Origin of the sequence: Bifidobacterium favimelis (assembly GCF_037963085.1) — a bacterium.
In the GTDB taxonomy this organism is placed as follows: domain Bacteria; phylum Actinomycetota; class Actinomycetes; order Actinomycetales; family Bifidobacteriaceae; genus Bombiscardovia; species Bombiscardovia favimelis.
Map to the genome: position 1 here is coordinate 68,286 of NZ_JBANDZ010000002.1, position 17,384 is coordinate 85,669.

Consider the following 17,384-nt stretch of genomic DNA (forward strand, 5'->3'; position numbering starts at 1 on the left):
TGGCGGGAAGAGGCATCGTCCTGTTGCCTGTCCTCCTGCCCGCTCCCTTTTCCGGGGGAGGACGGGCTCATGGCGCCGTCACCAGCCAATCGGATAGGAAACGGCAGCCTGCACCGATCCGGATGACAAGGTCAACGGGATGACGATCGAAGGTCCGTTGAAGAAGTCCACGGTCACATCGACGGTCCCATCTGAGACCGTCGGATCGCCGAAGAAATTCCCGGTCAGAGTGAAGGTCCCGGCACTCCTGTCACATGAGAAGGCCGAACCGGCCTGCAGATATGACCACCAGGAAGAGTTGGGCCCGACGGATCTTCCGCCCTGTCTGGCGGAGACCCGGCGTACGGCGTTCCCGGCGTAGTCCATGGGGATGGTGATGCCGTTCCGCTTGCCCCAGGCCGATGAAGAGGAAGCCTGGCCGTTGCGCACGACATACTCATGCCAGTCGGCTCCGGCACTGAACCTGAGGGTCAGGTCGGCCAGTTGCCCGTATCGGGGTGCGTCAGGGACCGACTGAATCCTGTTCAAGTAGGCGGGGGTCAGGTTCACTGTCTGGGAAGAGGGGTCGTAGACGTAGTCAGAACCGGATGAAAGTCCCGCGATTCCAACGAAGGTGTTCCCGTTAAGGGTCAGCGGGATGGCCAGGCCGGACTGGGCCTTGGAATCAAGGTATATGGTGTCGGCACCTGTGGCGTAGGAAGAAGAGGCATTCATGGCCGCCTGGAGCTCCGAACCGATCCGGGCGTTCTTCCAGCCGTAGGGTGCCTGGCGGGAAATCATGGAGCCGTTGTCCCAGAGCATGAGGCCGACCCCTCCCTGGCGGGCCAGCTGGTTCATGTACTCGTAGTACTTGACCTCCTCGCCCTCTTGGAGCACGTCGTTGCCGGTGTCATAGCCCAGGAGGCCGTATTCGCCGATCACGGTGCCGATGCCCTGACTGGTCAGGTTCTCCTGGATGGTCTTGAAGGTGGCGGCGGCCGAGGTCCTGGCCGTGGTGGGCCGGCCCTGGTTGTCGGTGCCGATCCGCTCGTCGAAGCCGGTGATTCCCAGGTTGGCGCTGTAGAGCCACTCGCTGTAGTAATGGACCGTGGCCGCCACATAGGGATCCTTGAAGCCCTTGATCAGGGCGGCCAGGTGCCTGGTGTACTCGTCCGACGGGGTGGTGGAGGGTGTGGGCATGACGATCATACGGTGCTCATTGCCGGGCACGGAGCGGATGATTGTCCGGGCTTCGGTGTTCAGCCTGTCCAGTTTCTCCTGGCCGGATGGGTAGTCCCAGGTGTTGAACTGGGGCTCGTTGATGGTCTCGAAGGCCACACTGTCCGGCTCATCGGCGAAGGTCCGGGCCAGCTGCTTCCAGAAGTCCGAGAACATGACCTCCTCCTTGGCCCCTGTCTGGCCGTTCCACTGCTTGAGCCAGATCCAGGAGTCGTGGTGGATGTTGACCAGGACGTGCATGCCAAGGCCCTTCGCCTGATCGACCACCTGGCGGTAACGGTTGAGCCAGGCCTGGTCGATCAGGAAGCGGTAGCCGTCCTTGTTGGTCGATCCCAGGTCCCGGTAACGCCGGTAGACGGTCATGGGGATGCGGATGCTGGTGTAGCCCTTTGCCTTGACGGCCTTGAGAAGGTCGGGGGTCACCTCAGGATTCCCCCAGGCCTGCTCGCCCCGGTCAGGCGAGGACCAGTTGGTGTCCACCGCATCGAAGGAATTGCCCAGGTTCCACCCCCGTCCCATGTTCCTGGCGAACTGGAGTGATGGCGTCAGTCCCGCGTTTGACGGATTGATTGCAGAGGTGGCTGCCGTCCTGGCAGCCGACCAGGTCTTGGCCTCCTGAGGTCCGGCCTGTGCCTGTGCGGCCGCGCCCGCCGTGGGTGCCAGCGCCAGACCAATGAGGGACAGGGCTGTGATGGCGACGGCGGGGGCCGGGATCCACCTGCGTCCCGCTCTGCCTGGCCCCTGCCCCTGCTTGATCCCCGCCTTGTGCCTTTCGATGGCCTGCGGTTCGTCCGTTTCCCGGACCTGCCACCCTTCTTGGCCTCTTTCAGCCCTCGCCTCTCCGGCTGAGGTGCTCCTCCAGGTGTGGCTGACGCCTTTGCCTGTCGCCTTACCCAAGATTCCGAATAGCTTCATTGCCGATTCGACCCCCCTTCATGTCCTGTGCGGCTCTTCTTGTGTGACGCCGCCTCAGGCGATGCCCTTGTTGTGATGCTCTGCCGCCTGCGTCTCATGATTGACGGCGTGCGGCTTGCGGGGTTCTGGCATCCACGGCTGATGTCCCCCCAACACACATTGTAGTTCAATCATTTAAGTAAAAGCGGTAAGATGCGGGCACCCATTTCGCCGCCCGTCCGGCCGGGCCTTTACGTCAGATGCCAGGCGTCCGCAGGAGGAATCGGAATGCTGCATGCCCGGCCAAGTCATGGATGCATGGAGGCGATGCCGATGGGAAAAGAAACATCTGAGTGGAGCTGAGGGTAGTCGAAACCCCGACCTCTTCGATGCGAACGAAGCGCTCTACCAACTGAGCTACAGCCCCGGCCATTGCCCGACCGTGGCCGGACAACAGATAGTACTGTATCGCAGGGCGGGCACAAACGCAATTCGGATGACCGTGGGGAGAGGGGTTTCGGCGGGCCGGGGAGGTGCGATGCCGGCTGGTGAGGTGCGATGCCGGCCTCTTCCGTCGGCTTTGCGGCCGGGTGGGAAGGTGTGAACACCTGCCATGGCCGCCGCGGCTCAAAGGTTGCCGATAGCCGGTCCGGCCGAACAGTTCAGTCGATGACCTCTCCGCCCTGCCCGATTTCCTCGAGCTCTTCCTCGCCTTCGACGGTCTTCTCCGCTGCGTCCTTCTTCCCCCGGCCGAACCGGGCCCTGATCAGGCCGATGACCGTGGGCAGGACGGAAATGACCAGGATCAGCACGATGACCAGCTCGAAGTGCTCCTGGACGGCCGGGATGCCGCCGAAGAAGTAACCCAGAAGGGTGAAGAGGGTGGACCAGACCAGGCCCCCCAGGACGCTGAAGGGGGTGAACCTGCTCCACTTCATGCCCGATATTCCCGAAATGAAGGGCATGAAGGTCCTGATGAAGGGGAAGAAGCGGCCCAGGAAGACGGCCAGCGGCCCCCACCTGTCGATCATCCCCTCCGTCTTGGCCAGACGCTCGGGGGTCAGGGCCTTCACCTTGCCCGACCGGATGATGGCCCGGCCGAAGAAGTGACCTATGAAATAGTTGCTTTGATCGCCGATGATGGGGGCCAACCAGACCACGGGCAGGAGGATGTCCAGTGCCATCCCGCTCTTGGGGTCATGGGCGAAGACGCCGGCCGCGAAGAGGAGGGAGTCTCCGGGCAGGAAGGGCATGAAGACCACGCCCGTCTCGATGAAGATGATCAGGAAGATGAAGGCGTAGGTGGGCACCAGACCCATGGCGATCCACCCGGCGATGGCGCTCCGGGGGTCCTTGAGGAGATTGATGAGCCAGTGTATGAATCCCATGTGCCAAAGACCGTCCTGTCATGTCGAAACGCAAACCCTTTCACACTGTAGCAAGAAGGGCCTGCGAGCACCTGGCCGCCTCCAGACCCTTGCGAGGAAGACACAACCCCGGGTGTGGGGGTTGACCGGGGGCGGATGCGTCAAGGGCTCTGTCAAGGCTCCCGACATGTCTCCGCCCTCCCTGCCGGCAGGGTCCCGGCCGCCGTGCGGGAGCACCCGCCTGTGGCGCAGGGCGTGAGGGGGTGTGTATGCTGCTTTTCCGTTTTGATTTTGCCGGTATGCCACGGCCTGGCTATTTGACAAAGGGCGAATTGTTAGTTTAATATCCTTTTTACGAGGTTGTGGGGAATCCGAAGTGGGAATACGCAGCTGTATCCCTCGTGACCATCTACTGCAGTCCAAGAAGCGAAGTTGCTGACCGAAGGAGGAAGGGTGCAGGTTCTAGATAAAGACATTGGCGCTGTCGGGCAGCGGAAGGACGTGTCTTCTGCGTCCGGCGTGACGCTCGACGGTGTTGTCTCCGGGGTCGGTCCGAAGAAGAGGAAGCGTTTCGCGGGGGGGGGGGTAAATTCTCCCAAGATTCATAGTTTCAATCTTTGGCTCCTGATTGTTCCCCTTCTTGTATTCGTCGTCCTCTTCAGTTATCTCCCCCTCTTTGGCTGGATATACGCCTTCTTTGATTACCAGCCGCCCATTCCGCTTTCCGAAAGCAAATTCGTAGGCCTTCAGTGGTTCCGGATGATGGTCCAGAACCCCGCCCAGTTGCGAGCGGTGTGGCAGGTGTTGATCAACACCTTCGCCATCAGCGGCCTGGGGATCCTGACCTCGGTCCTCCCCCTTTTCTTCGCGATCGCGTTGAATGAAATCCACGCCCGCTGGTTCAAGAACATCGTTCAGACCCTGACCACCCTGCCCAACTTCATCAGCTGGGTCCTGGTCTACGCCGTGGCTTTCGCCATGTTCTCCTCCTCCGGCATGGTCAACGAGACGCTGCAGAACATGCACCTGATCTCGGCACCAATCAAGTTCCTGGATTCGGATTCATACACCTGGCTGAAGATGATGGCCTGGGGCCTGTGGAAGGGCCTGGGCTGGGGCTCGATCATGTACCTGGCCGGCATAGCCGGCATCGACCAGGAACTCTATGAGGCGGCCGAGGTAGATGGCGCCAACCGCTTCCAGCAGATCATTCACGTCACCATCCCCCAGCTGATGCCCACCTATTTCGTCCTCCTCCTGCTGAGCGTGTCCAACTTCCTGAACAACGGGATGGACCAGTACTTCGTCTTCCAGAACGCCTTCAACCTCAAGCACATCCAGGTGCTGGACCTCTACGTCTACAACGTGGGCATGGGGCAGAACAGCCTGTCGCTGGCGACGGCCATCTCGATGCTCAAATCCCTGGTGAGCGTCGCGCTCCTGTTGAGCGTCAATGCGCTTTCGAAGCGTGTGCGCGGAGAATCGATCATCTGAGATCCCGGATGGAAAGAGAGCCGAAACCATGAGCAAAGCCATAAGCATGACCGCCGGGATCGTCGATCGGTCCCATATGATCCGCAGGTCTAAGGGGGAGAGGGTCTATAACGTATTCAACATCCTCTTCTTCACCCTCTTCGCCTTCCTCTGCACCTACCCCTTCTACTACCTGATCATCAACAGCATCTCCGACAACGACGCCAGTGCCGCCGGCGAGGTCAACTGGTGGCCTCACGGGTTCCACCTGGAGAACTACAAGGCCGTGTTCGGCCTGGAGGGGCTCGGTGACGCGGCCATGGTCTCCCTCGGCAGGACGGTCATCGGCACGGTCTGCACGGTCCTCGCCAGTGCATATCTGGGCTTCATGTTCACCCAGAAGAAGATGTGGCGGCGTTCGTTCTGGTACCGTTTCGTCGTCATAACCATGTACTTCAACGCCGGTCTGATCCCCGGCTTCATCACGATGAAGAACCTGGGATTGACCAACAACTTCTGGGTCTACATCCTGCCGGCCATCGTGCAGCCCTTCAACATCATCCTGGTGAAGACCTTCATCGAGTCCATACCAAGTTCCCTGGAAGAGGCTGCCGAGGTGGACGGTGCCGGTACCCTGACCGTCTTCAGGAAGATCATCCTGCCCATGTGCACGCCCATCCTGGCGACCGTGGCCATCTTCTCGGCCGTGGGCCAGTGGAACTCCTTCCAGGACACCCTCTTGTACATGTCCGACGAAAAGCTCTACTCCCTGCAGTACGTCCTCTACCTCTACATCAACCAGGCCGCCGCTCTGGCCTCGTCGGTGAAGGCGAACGGGACCAGCAGCGCGGTGAATGTGGCCGCCATGGCCACGCAGCAGACGCCCACATCGATCAGGATGACCGTCGCCGTCATCGTGGTCCTGCCCATCCTCTTCGTCTACCCCTTCTTCCAGCGCTACTTCGTCAAGGGCATGATGCTCGGCGCCGTCAAGGGCTGAACCACGAAGGGGAAACCGATACCGACACTGGCACCAACGCGGAAGAGGCGGTGATGCGCAGCTGATTGTGGGGGCATCCCCGGATCCGGGCCGCAGCTTTTCTTCCCCGGATGTCCCCCTGCAACACCGGCATCCCGAAGCATGCGCGGAAGGAAGCCGTAGATGGCAATGTCCGCCGTCACGGCGATGGCGGAAGCAAAGGAAGGAGGGGCGATGTCCCTCAAAAGAAAGGCATCAACGGCGATAGCCTTGGCGCTGTCATCCGCCATGGTCCTGGCGGGTTGCGGCGGCAGCGGTGACGACAAGGAGGCCGATGACAACGGCCTGCTGAACGTGGAGGTGTTCTCCATGACCGCCAACGCGCAAGGCGAGCAGAAGGGTTGGTTCGCCAAGCTCATCAAGGACAAGTTCAACATGAAGATGAAGGTGATCGCCCCCGCCCAGTCAGGCAATGCCGAGACCATTTTCGAGACCCGTTCCGCGACCGGACAACTTGGCGACCTGATTGTGACGAACACGGATAACGGCCGCCTGGAGAAACTTGTGAAGGCCAATCTGGTGGCCGACATGACACCCTACCTGAAGAAGGAGAAGAACCTCCAGAAATTCAAGGGGGCGCTTGACCGTGTCTCAAAGGTGGCCGGCAAGGAGGGCGTGTGGGGCGCCCCGTCGGACGTGGCCACCCAGTCCCCGGCCAAGCCCTCGGCGGGCGACGAACCAGGCACCGCCCCGCACATCCGTTGGGATTATTACCGCAAGGTCGGATACCCCAAGATGAACAACCTGGATGATTTCCTGAAGGTGCTCAAGCTCATGCAGGACAAGGCCCGTGAGGAGACGGGCAAGAGGGACATCTACGCGCTCAGCCTGTTCAAGGACTGGGACCAGGAGCTGATGAAATACCCCATGGACATGGCTTCCTGGTACGGATACAACCCCATGAACACGGTGATGTCGAAGGCGGATGGAACCGATGACCAACCGGTGACCCAGAAGGACGGCATCTACGTGAAGATGCTGCGCTTCCTGAACAAGGCAGACCAGATGGGTCTGGTGGATCCGGATTCCTCCACCCAGACCTGGGACAACCTGGCCACCAAGGTGCACCAGAGCAAGGTCCTGGCCGACATCTGGTGCTGGCTGGGCCAGCCTGCGATGAACACGGTCGGGAACAAGGCCAAGGGGATCGGCTTCATGCTGGCCCCCGTCCCCGGGTTGAAGGTGTACGCCGACGGTTTCCTCCCCAAGGGGCACGACCCGGTCATAGCCCTCGGGGCCAAGGCGAAGAACAAGCAACGGTTGGTTGACTTCATCGACTGGCTGTATTCCCCCGAAGGCGTGTACGCGACGGCCACCGGTGCCATGGGACAGGCCTGCCCGGAGAAGATGTGCTGGGTGCGCACCAAGGACGGCAACAAGATGACCGATTTCGGCGTCCGTGTGCTTTTCGGCCTGCAGGGGGTTGGCGATCCCGACGATTCGCGGCCCGTCCCCAAGGAGTTCGGAGGAGGCCAGTATGGCAAGGGTGTTTCTATGATGCACTTCACCGGTGTCCACAAGAACGATCTGGACCCGACCACCCATGAGACCTACAACCCCGAGCTGTGGAAATCCGAACTGGCCAAGCCGGACGCCCTGCGCGACGATTGGAGCGCCCATATGGACGGGGCGAAGACCGCCCTGGAGTGGCTTGAAAAGCACGATGAGATCGTGGTCGCCAACGGGGCCGGTTTCATCGCCCCCCAGGAGGACTCCGCGATCAAGACCCTGCGTGGCCAGATCAAGTCCGAAATCGTGTCGCAATCCTGGAAGGCGGTCTTCGCGAAGAGCGATGCCGAATTCGACTCGATCATGCAGACCATGCGGGACAACCTGAAGGGTCTGGGCTATGAGCAGGTCGAGAAGATCGACATGGCCAACGCCAAGGCCCAGACGAAGGCCCGCCAGGACATCGTCGTCGAATTCAACAAGCAGCACAAGCAATGACGGACAGTTTCCGGCCCGCGAGGACCGGATGGTCGCGATGTTGACTTGGGGCCGGCTGTCCGGCCGGTGGTGAGCGCGCCGCAAGGCGCAGCCCCGGCCGGCCTCGCCGGTCCCTGCCATCGGACGGCCAAAGGACCTGCCCCCCATGGGGCAAGGCTTCTGGCCGTCCGACCATGTAAAAAGCAGTGCGGCCTCGAGACCCGGAGGAGGCGGGGACTTGCCGCCGCAGGTCACGGGGAGACGGAGACAACCCATGGGGTGTCAGATGGATCCCTTTCGCCTGCGTGATTCATCCGCGCCTGTCAGGGCCGGACCCATGGCTGTGATCGGCTCGAGGAGGGAGCCTCGAAAGCGCGGCCGCATGAGTTTCATGATGCCGTCTTCGGACGGCGGCAGGAAAGTAAGGAAGGAATACCGATATGTCCCTCAAAAAGAAAGCGGCCACTGCGGTGGCCGTGACCCTATCGGCCGCCATGGCCCTGGCAGGTTGCGGCGGTGGCGGCAACGAGAGCGAGGGTCCCGACGACAACTCCGAGATGGTCGTGGAGATGTTCTCGCAGGACGCGACAGCCCAAGGCATGCAGACGGGGTGGTTCGCCAAGATCATCAAGGACAAGTTCAACATCAAACTCAAGGTCATCGCGCCCGGGGTCACCGGGAACGCCGAGACCCTCTTCGAGACCAGGTCCGCTGCGGGGAACCTGGGTGACGTCATCCTCACCCATCCGGGCAACGGCCGCCTGCAGAAGCTGGTCAAGTCCAACCTCCTCGCGGACCTCACCCCGTATGCGAAGAACGCAAAGCACTTCAAGCAGTATCAGGGTGCTCTGGACCGGGTCTCCAAGGTGGCGGGGAAGAAGGGCATCTGGGGCATCCCCAGCAATGTCTCCATGCGTTCCCCAACCGAATCGAACGCGGGTGACGAGCCGGGCAACTCCCCGCATATCCGCTGGGATTATTACAGGGAGGTTGGTTATCCGGAAATCAAGAATCTGGACGATTTCCTGAACGTGCTCAAGCTCATGCAGGACAAGGCCCGCGCAGATACGGGCCAGAAGGACATCTATGCCCTGAGCATGTTCAAGGACTGGGACGGCCCCATGATGAAGTTCCCCATGGATATGGCGGCCTGGTACGGCTACAACACGATGAACACCGTATTGACCAAGGCCGATGGGTCCGACGACCAGACGCCCATCCAGGAGGGGGGCATCTACGAGAAGATGCTGCGCTTCCTGAACAAGGCCGAGAGGATGGGACTGATCGATCCTGATTCCTCCACCCAGACCTGGGACAACATCACCGCCAAGACCAGCCAGGGCAAGATGCTGCTCGACATATGGAGCTGGCTGGGCCAGCCGCGCATCAACTCGACCGCCAACAAGGCCAAGGGGATCGGCTTCATGCTGGCCCCCCTGCAGGATATGGACGTCTACTCGGACGGCTTCGCCCCCAACGGGGCCGATACCATCCTGGCCATCGGCGCCAAGGCCAAGAACAAGCAGAGGCTGGTCAACTTCCTTGACTGGCTCTACTCGCCCGAGGGCGTCTATGCGACGGCCCAGAACGCCGGAGGGCCCGTCTGCCCTGAGAAGATGTGCTGGACCAAGACCCCTGAAGGCAACAAGATGACCGATTTCGGCCTCAAGGCCATGAATGAAGCCGACGGCCTCAAGGTCCCCGCCGAGTTCGGAGGCGGCGACTACAACAAGGGAATCTCGATGATGCACTTCCAGGGCGTCAACCAGAACGACATCGATCCGAACACCAAGGAGACATACAACTCCGCCCTGTGGAAGACAGAACTGGCCAAGCCCAACGCCCTGCGTGACGATTGGGGTGCACACATGGCCGGCGCCAAGACGGCTCTGGAATATCTGGAGAAGAAGCATCAGGTGCTCGTGGCCCCCGGTGCAGGCTACATCGCCCCGGAGGAGGATTCGCAGATAACCGCGGTTCGTGGCCAGGTGAAGACCGAGCTCGTCTCCCAGTCGTGGAAGGCTGTCTACGCCAAGGATGACAACGAATTCAACGCAATCCTGAAGACCATGCGGACCAACGTGCAGGGCCTGGGCTACGAACAGCTCGAGAAGATCGACATGGCCAACGCCAAGGCCCAGACGAAGGCCCGTCAGGACATCGTCAAGGAGTATGCGGACAGGACCAAGTGATTCCAGAAGCCTCCCCGCCTTGTACGGGGCAGGCGGGGTGACCGGCTGAGGCCGGCACCGGTTCCGGTGATGCGCGCCGGCCTTCAGGGCCGACGCGCATCATTGCGTTCGCAGGAAATCCGGATTCCCGCAGGTGGGGCGCCCGCCTTCACAGGGAACCATTGGTGTATGTGGTCTTCGTCTCGCCCTTCTGCCCGCGTTCAAAGCGGTCGAATCCCCTGAGGAAGATCAGCGATTTGGCATAGGCCAGCCAGGAGAAGCCGAAAAGCAGGGCGAGGATACGCAGGAAGGGCACGTAATAAATGAGGAAGGCGAAGACCACGTCGATGGCGATCAGGCAGAGGGCGTAGATCGGTATCCCCATGGGAACGCCCAGGGAGAGTTTGAAGAACCCCCAGACGGTGTTGGAGTATCTGGATTGGATGGGGTACAGGAATTCGAATGAGACGACCAGGAGGACCGCCCCGATGACGAGGATGATCAGGGCCAGATAGGTTGCGTCGCCCTTCATGTTCAGCCAGAAGGACAGGGAGTAGATCACGACGGCGGCCAGGGCCACGTGGATGAGGAAGGCGATGATCGACTGCCTGAACTCCTTGACGAGTCTTTTCAGATACTGTCGGCACAGGGCGATGTCATCGTGATCGTCGTAGGCGAAGATCGTGCCGTAGAGCGCGGTCCGTGCCGGTCCTATGGTCAGCAGGGGTATGCAGGTGACCACGAAGAGCAGGTTGAGGGCGGTGAACCTCAGCAGGGTGTTCACGAACTGCCAGAAGGGGCTCTCGAGATTGAAATGCATATGCGGCCTTTCCTATCCACTTGGTTCAATGCTCCCACACCCCCCTCCCCGAAGCCAGCTACAGGTGCGCAGGGTGTTCCTGCCCTTCCGGCACCAAGCGGACGGCGGTTCGGGCTGGCTGACAGACGGTGACATGCAAGGCGGGAGAAGGCGGCTTGACAGCTAAGTCAAACGGGTGTACTAATCTATTTACAAACATATAAATAAGCCTACTGCGATTCACGGAGCGCCGATGAGGTGGAAGGAAGAACGGCGGGATGGTCGGCAAAGCAAAGAAGCAGGCTTATTGGAGAAGACAGGAGGGCAGGATGTCAACCGGCGACATTCCGTTGAACGGTACCCGACGAGGGCAGACCAAACATCACAAGGAAATCAACGGGAAGAAAAGGCACAGCATCAACCTCTTCCTCTTCACGGTCCCCTTCCTGATACTCGTGGTCCTGTTCAGTTACTATCCCCTTCTCGGCTGGGTTTACGCCTTCTATGACTACCAGCCCCCGATCCCCCTTTCGGAGAGCGAGTTCGTGGGCTTCCAGTGGTTCAAGATGATGGTCCAGAACCCCGCCCAGCTCCACACCGTGGGCCAGGTCCTGGTCAACACCTTCGTCATGAGCGGCCTGGGCATCCTCACCTCCTTCTTCCCCCTGCTCTTCGCCATCGGGCTCAATGAGATCCGCAACAAGCACTTCAAGAACGTCATCCAGACCCTGACCACCCTGCCCAACTTCATCAGCTGGGTCCTGGTCTACGCTTTGGCCTTCGCCATGTTCTCCTCCACGGGCATGGTCAACGGGCTTCTGCAGAACCTCCACCTGATTTCCCAGCCCATCCACTTCCTGGATTCGGACAGCGGGACCTACATCAAGATGCTCCTGTGGAGCCTGTGGAAGGGACTGGGCTGGGGGTCCATCCTCTACCTGGCCGGCATATCCGGGATCGACCCGGAGCTCTATGAGGCGGCACAGGTCGATGGGGCCAACCGCTTCCAGCAGATCATCCACGTCACCATCCCCCAGCTGATGCCCACCTACCTGGTCATGCTGATGCTGAGCGTGTCCAACTTCCTGAACAACGGGATGGACCAGTACTACGTCTTCCAGAACGCCTTCAACCTCAAGCACATCCAGGTGCTGGACCTCTATGTCTACAACATCGGCATGGGGAACAACAGCCTGTCATTGGCCACCGCCATCAGCATGTTGAAGAGCCTGGTCAGCGTGGTCCTCCTGTTCCTGGTCAACTGGGTGTCCAAGCGCACCCGTGGCGAGTCGATCGTCTGAGCGTGAGGGGAAGGAAACAATCATGAGCGACAGCATGACAATCGGGTCGAAGGGCATTTCTCCCCTCCTGCAGAGGACCAAGGGCGAGAAGGTGTTCAATGTGTTCAACATCATCTTCTTCATCCTCTTCGCCTTCATCTGCGTCTACCCCTTCTACTATCTGATCATCAACAGCATCTCCGACAACACCCTGAGCGCCGCCGGGAAGATCACCATCTGGCCCAAGGGCATCCACTGGAGCAACTATGTGGAGGTCTTCAAGCTGGAGGGCCTGGGGACGGCCGCGCTGGTCTCCCTGGGGCGCACCGTGATCGGAGCTGCTCTGACCGTTCTGGCCAGCGCCTTCCTGGGCTTCCTCTTCACCCAGGAGAACATGTGGCACCGCAAGCTCTGGTACCGCTTCATCATCGTCACCATGTACTTCAACGCCGGTCTGATCCCCATGTTCATCACGATGAAGAACCTGGGATTGACCAACAACTTCTGGGTCTACATCCTGCCGGCCATCGTGCAGCCCTTCAACATCATCCTGGTGAAGACCTTCATCGAGTCCATCCCCAAGTCCCTCCAGGAGGCTGCCGAGGTGGACGGTGCCGGAACGCTCACGGTCTTCTTCAGGATCGTCCTGCCCATGTGCACGCCCATCCTGGCGACCGTGGCCATCTTCTCGGCCGTGGGCCAGTGGAACTCCTTCCAGGACACCTTGATTTACATGACCGATTCCAAGCTCTACTCCCTGCAGTACCTGCTCTACCAATACATCAACCAGGCCAGCTCCCTGGCCAGCGCGGTCAAGGCCAGCGCGGGCGGGGCCCTGAACATGGCGGCCCTGGCCACCCAGCAGACCCCCTCCTCGATCAGGATGACCGTCTCTGTCATCGTGGTCCTGCCCATCCTGTTCATTTACCCCCTCTTCCAGCGCTACTTCGTCAAGGGCATGATGCTCGGCGCCGTCAAGGGCTAACCCAGAGGAGGTGCGGACTTCCGTCGCGTCGGCCTGGTCCGCCGCGACGGAAGGAAGCCTTCCTGTCGATTCATCAAGGAGGACAATCGATGAGAAACGCAAGACCGGCGGTGGCCCCACCGGTCCGAAGGTGGTCTGCCGCAGGGCGGACCGTCACCGCCATCGAAGTCGTAGGCGGCGGCAGCCCGGTACCCGGTCCGAGACCGGCGGGCAGGGGCCGGCGGGCAGGGCGCATCGACAGGGATGGGTTGCGTCGGCCCGGCAGACATCCGTATGAATCCCGAATATGCAAACGTAAGTCAGACAACGCCGCCAGGTGATCCGTCGCCGGTGACCTGCCGAAGGTGGCAGGGAGGGACAGGGAGCCTGAAGGCGTCTCGAAAGGGGAAACGATGCAAACGAAGAAACTGACGGCGGTGGCTGCCACCGTCCTGACAATCTCCATGGCCCTGGCCGGCTGTGGCGGCAAGGGCGGCGATTCGTCGGCCACCGAGAAGGACGACGGCTCGCTCATGCAGGTTGACGTCTTCGATGGGCTGGCCAACTATCAGGGGATCCAGAAGGGCTGGTTCGCCAAGATGGTCAAGGACAAGTTCAACCTCAAGTTGAACATCGTGGCCCCCAACGTGGCTGGCGGGGGCAACACCCTCTTCGACACCCGTTCGGCCTCCGGCAACCTGGGTGACATCATCATCACCGGGTCCGGCTCCGGGCAGGCCGCCAAGCTGGTCAAGGCCCACCTGATCGCTGACATGTCGCCCTACATGAAGGACGCCAAGAACATCAAGAAGTACAAGTCCGCCACCGACGCCCTCAACAAGGTCGCCGGGCAGACGAGCGGGGTCTGGGGCCTGCCCGGCTCGGTCACCACCCTGGCGCCCACCGAGCCCTCCGAGGGTCTGGAGCCCACTTTTGGACCATATGTGCGCTGGGACATATACAAAGAGGTCGGCTACCCCAAGATCTCCGACATGGATGACCTGGTCAATGTGCTCAAGCAGATGCAGGACAAGGCCCGTGCCGATACCGGCGACAAGAACGTCTACGCCATGTCCCTGTTCAAGGACTGGGACGGCAACATGATGAACAACGCCAAGCAGCCCACCTGCTATTACGGCTATGACGAGATGGGCTTCGTCCTCGCCAAGGCCGACGGATCCGACTACCAGTCGATCACCCAGAAGGGCGGCATGTACGAGAAGGCCCTGAAATTCTTCAACAAGGCGGCCCAGGCCGGCTTGGTCGACCCCGAATCCACCACCCAGAACTACGACACCATGTATGCCAAGTACCAGCAGGGCAAGATTCTCTTCTCCTTCTGGCCATGGCTGGGACAGGCCGCCTACAACACCACGGATCACAAGGCCCAGGGCAAGGGATTCATGATCGCCCCCCTCGAGGACATGAAGATCTTCTCCTACGGCGCCACCCCCGACGGGGGCAGCACCTTCATCGCCCTGGGTTCCAAGGCCAAGAACAAGCAGCGTCTGGTGAACTTCATCGACTGGCTCTACTCGCCCGAGGGCGTCTACGCCTCCGGCGCCCAGACCGGTGGTTCCGCCGGGCCCAAGGACCTGAACTGGACCGTCAAGGACGGCAAGCCGGTCCTGACCGACTTCGGTGAGAAGGTCCTCTTCGGCAACGGCGCAAACGTGCCCGCCGATTGGGGTGGCGGCACCTACAAGGACGGGGTCTCCGCCCTCAATTACCCGACGGTGATCGTCCAGGACAAGGACCCCTCCACCGGCTACCCCTACAACGCCAGCATGTGGCCCTCCCAGCTGGCCAAGAACACCGATCCCCTGAGCACCGATTGGTCGGCCCACATGGGCGGGGCCAAGACCACCATGGAGTATCTGAAGAAGAACGACAAGATCATGGTGGCCCCCGGTTCCAGCTATGTGACCCCCGACGAGAGCTCTCAGATCAAGACCCTGCGTGGCCAGGTGAAGACGGAGATCGTCAACGCCTCCTGGAAGGCTTCCTTTGCCAAGGACGACAATGAGTTCAACACCATCCTTGACGAAATGCGCTCCAAGGTTGACGGCATGGGCTACAAGGATGTCCTTGATGTGGACATGAAGGATGCCAAGGACCAGAACACGGCCCGTGTCGACATCAAGAAGCAGTTCGAGGACAAGAAGTGAGCGTCCGGGTGGCCCTGATGAAGCTGCCCGGGAGCAAGAGATGACTTGACCGCCCCTGTACGCCCGGCCGGGAGACCGGTCCGGGCGTACAGGGGGAGTCTGAAACGCAGATGAAGACAGAGAAAGGCAATAAAAGGAAACCATGAAGAAAAGCAAATTCGCAGTAGTGACGGCGACATTGCTGGCCGCCTCGTTGGCCCTGGCCGGATGTGGCGGGGGCGGTGAAAAGACCGCCGACGAGAAGGACGACGGCTCCCTGATGAAGGTTGACGTCTATGACGACCTTGCCAACTACCAGGGGGTCCAGAAGGGCTGGTTCGCCAAGATGGTCAAGGACAAGTTCAACCTCAAGTTGAACATGATCTCGCCCAATGTGGCAGGTGGCGGCAGCACCCTCTTCGACACCCGTTCGGCCTCTGGCAACCTGGGTGACATCATCATCACCGGCGCAGGCAACGGCAGGCTGACCAAGCTGATCAAGGCCCACCTGATCGAGGACATGACACCCTATATGAAGGATGCCAAGAACATCAAGAAGTACAAGACCGCCACCGATGCCCTCAACAAGCTGTCCGGCCAGAGCAGCGGCGTCTGGGGGGTTCCGCAGAGCGTCTCGACCAAGAGCCCGACCGAGCCCTCCGAGGGCAACGAGCCCGTTTTCGGCCCCTACATCCGCTGGGACTACTACCGGGAGATCGGCTACCCCAAGTTCAACAACCTGGATGACTTCCTGCAGGTGCTCAAGCAGATGCAGGACAAGGCCCGTGCCGAAACCGGCGACAAGAACGTCTACGCCTTCTCCCTGTTCAAGGACTGGGACGGCAACATGATGAACAACGCCAAGCAGCCCACCACCTACTTCGGCTATGACGAGATGGGCTTCGTCCTCGCCAAGGCCGACGGGTCCGACTTCCAGTCGATCACCCAGAAGGGCGGCATGTACGAGAAGGCCCTGCAGTTCTTCAACAAGGCCAATCAGATGGGCCTGGTCGACCCCGAGTCCTCCACCCAGAACTACGACACCATGTCCGCCAAGTACCAGCAGGGCAAGATCCTCTTCTCCTTCTGGAGCTACCTGGGGCCTGCGGCCTTCAACAACACTGAGCACAAGGCCCAGGGCAAGGGCTACATGCTGGCCCCCATGGGCGACATGAAGATCTTCTCCTATGGCGCCACCCCCAACGGCGGCTCCTCCATCATCGCCCTGGGTTCCAAGGCCAAGAACAAGCAGCGTCTGGTGAACTTCATCGACTGGCTCTACTCGCCCGAGGGCGTCTACGCCATGGCCAGCAACGTCAAGGGGATGAACTACGACATCAAGGACGGAAAGCCCGAGCTGACCGACTTCGGCAAGAAGCTGCAGAGCGACAAGTCCTCCAAGGTCCCCGCACAGTTCGGCGGCGGTTCCTACTCCGACGGCGTGCCCGCCCTGAACTTCACGACCGAGCTGGCCACCGACATCGATCCCGCCACCAAGGAGCCCTATGACTCCAGCATGTGGAAGTCCACCATCGACCAGTTCAGCAACTCCGCACTCGACAAGGACTGGTCGGCCCATATGGATGGGGCCAAGACCTCCATGCAGTACCTGGAGAAGGCCGGCAAGCTCATGATCGCCCCCGGTTCCAGCTTCATCCAGCCCGACGAGAACTCCCAGATATCCACCCTGCGTGGTCAGGTGAAGACCGAAATCGTCAACACCTCCTGGAAGGCCGTCTTTGCCAAGGACGACGGCGAGTTCAACTCCCTCATGGACGAGATGCGCTCCAAGGTCGACGGTCTGGGCTTCAAGCAGGTCCTCGATGTGGACATGAAGAACGCCAAGGACCAGAACACGGCCCGTGTCAACATCAAGAAGCAGTTCGCCAGCCGTGAGGATTCGGCCAGCGACTGATTCCGCACCGGGTGGTGGGGTGTGGGGTCCCGGACCCCGGCCCCACCACCAGGCAGGTACCGGTGGGGAGCGTTGCCGGGTGGGCGGTCAGCCGCCCTCCGTCACGCTCCCCTTCCCATGCCGGCGGGCCATGCGGGCCCGGCCCCCGGCGGCAAACGTGAAGACGGTCCCGAGGGGCCGGCAAGACAAGG

General features: G+C 60.9%; 11 protein-coding genes and 1 tRNA gene. 8 read left to right on the forward strand and 4 right to left on the reverse strand.

Translation table 11 applies throughout. The annotated features are described in order from the left end of the window. Positions 1-78: 78 nt before the first annotated feature. The 3 genes from V6584_RS06680 to V6584_RS06690 form a co-directional block, all read right to left on the reverse strand. A complete protein-coding gene (locus V6584_RS06680) occupies positions 79-2,133 on the reverse strand; it encodes a cellulase family glycosylhydrolase (RefSeq protein WP_340486316.1) in 2,055 nt (684 codons plus the stop codon). Between the two features lie 333 nt (positions 2,134-2,466). After that, positions 2,467-2,539, reverse strand: a tRNA-Ala gene (locus tag V6584_RS06685). Positions 2,540-2,774: 235 nt separating this feature from the next. Beyond that, positions 2,775-3,500, reverse strand: coding sequence for a VTT domain-containing protein (locus tag V6584_RS06690; RefSeq protein ID WP_340469938.1), 726 nt, complete (start codon positions 3,498-3,500; stop codon positions 2,775-2,777). Positions 3,501-4,238: 738 nt separating this feature from the next. On the opposite strand from V6584_RS06690, the gene V6584_RS06695 reads away from it, so the two are divergent. From V6584_RS06695 to V6584_RS06710, 4 genes are all read left to right on the forward strand, one after another. Further along, positions 4,239-4,973: an ABC transporter permease subunit gene (locus V6584_RS06695; RefSeq protein ID WP_340486319.1), complete on the forward strand. Its 735-nt coding sequence runs from the start codon at positions 4,239-4,241 to the stop codon at positions 4,971-4,973. A gap of 28 nt (positions 4,974-5,001) precedes the next feature. Beyond that, positions 5,002-5,952, forward strand: a complete 951-nt coding sequence (locus V6584_RS06700; RefSeq protein ID WP_340469936.1) for a carbohydrate ABC transporter permease — start codon at positions 5,002-5,004, stop codon at positions 5,950-5,952. A gap of 213 nt (positions 5,953-6,165) precedes the next feature. Further along, positions 6,166-7,938 carry an ABC transporter substrate-binding protein gene (locus tag V6584_RS06705; protein ID WP_340469935.1) on the forward strand — a complete coding sequence of 591 codons (1,773 nt, stop codon included), beginning with the start codon at positions 6,166-6,168 and terminating at the stop codon, positions 7,936-7,938. A gap of 419 nt (positions 7,939-8,357) precedes the next feature. Then, a complete protein-coding gene (locus tag V6584_RS06710) occupies positions 8,358-10,109 on the forward strand; it encodes an ABC transporter substrate-binding protein (protein ID WP_340469934.1) in 1,752 nt (583 codons plus the stop codon). 148 nt (positions 10,110-10,257) lie between these two features. Here the strand turns inward: V6584_RS06710 and V6584_RS06715 are convergent, their stop codons facing one another. Further along, positions 10,258-10,908, reverse strand: a complete 651-nt coding sequence (locus V6584_RS06715) for a YesL family protein (RefSeq protein ID WP_340469933.1) — start codon at positions 10,906-10,908, stop codon at positions 10,258-10,260. A 257-nt stretch (positions 10,909-11,165) separates the two neighbouring features. Here V6584_RS06715 and V6584_RS06720 point away from each other — a divergent pair, with 257 nt between their 5' ends. The 4 genes from V6584_RS06720 to V6584_RS06735 all read left to right on the forward strand — a co-directional run bounded on the left by V6584_RS06720 (position 11,166) and on the right by V6584_RS06735 (position 17,193). Beyond that, complete coding sequence (locus V6584_RS06720; protein ID WP_340469932.1) at positions 11,166-12,188, forward strand: ABC transporter permease; 1,023 nt, start codon at positions 11,166-11,168, stop codon at positions 12,186-12,188. A gap of 22 nt (positions 12,189-12,210) precedes the next feature. Further along, positions 12,211-13,152 (forward strand): carbohydrate ABC transporter permease, encoded by a 942-nt coding sequence (locus V6584_RS06725; RefSeq protein ID WP_340469930.1) that lies wholly within the window; start codon positions 12,211-12,213, stop codon positions 13,150-13,152. A gap of 392 nt (positions 13,153-13,544) precedes the next feature. Next, a complete protein-coding gene (locus tag V6584_RS06730) occupies positions 13,545-15,299 on the forward strand; it encodes a type 2 periplasmic-binding domain-containing protein (protein ID WP_340469929.1) in 1,755 nt (584 codons plus the stop codon). Positions 15,300-15,441: 142 nt separating this feature from the next. After that, on the forward strand, positions 15,442-17,193 hold the full coding sequence (locus V6584_RS06735) for a type 2 periplasmic-binding domain-containing protein (RefSeq protein WP_340469927.1): 1,752 nt from the start codon (positions 15,442-15,444) through the stop codon (positions 17,191-17,193). Positions 17,194-17,384: the final 191 nt, after the last annotated feature.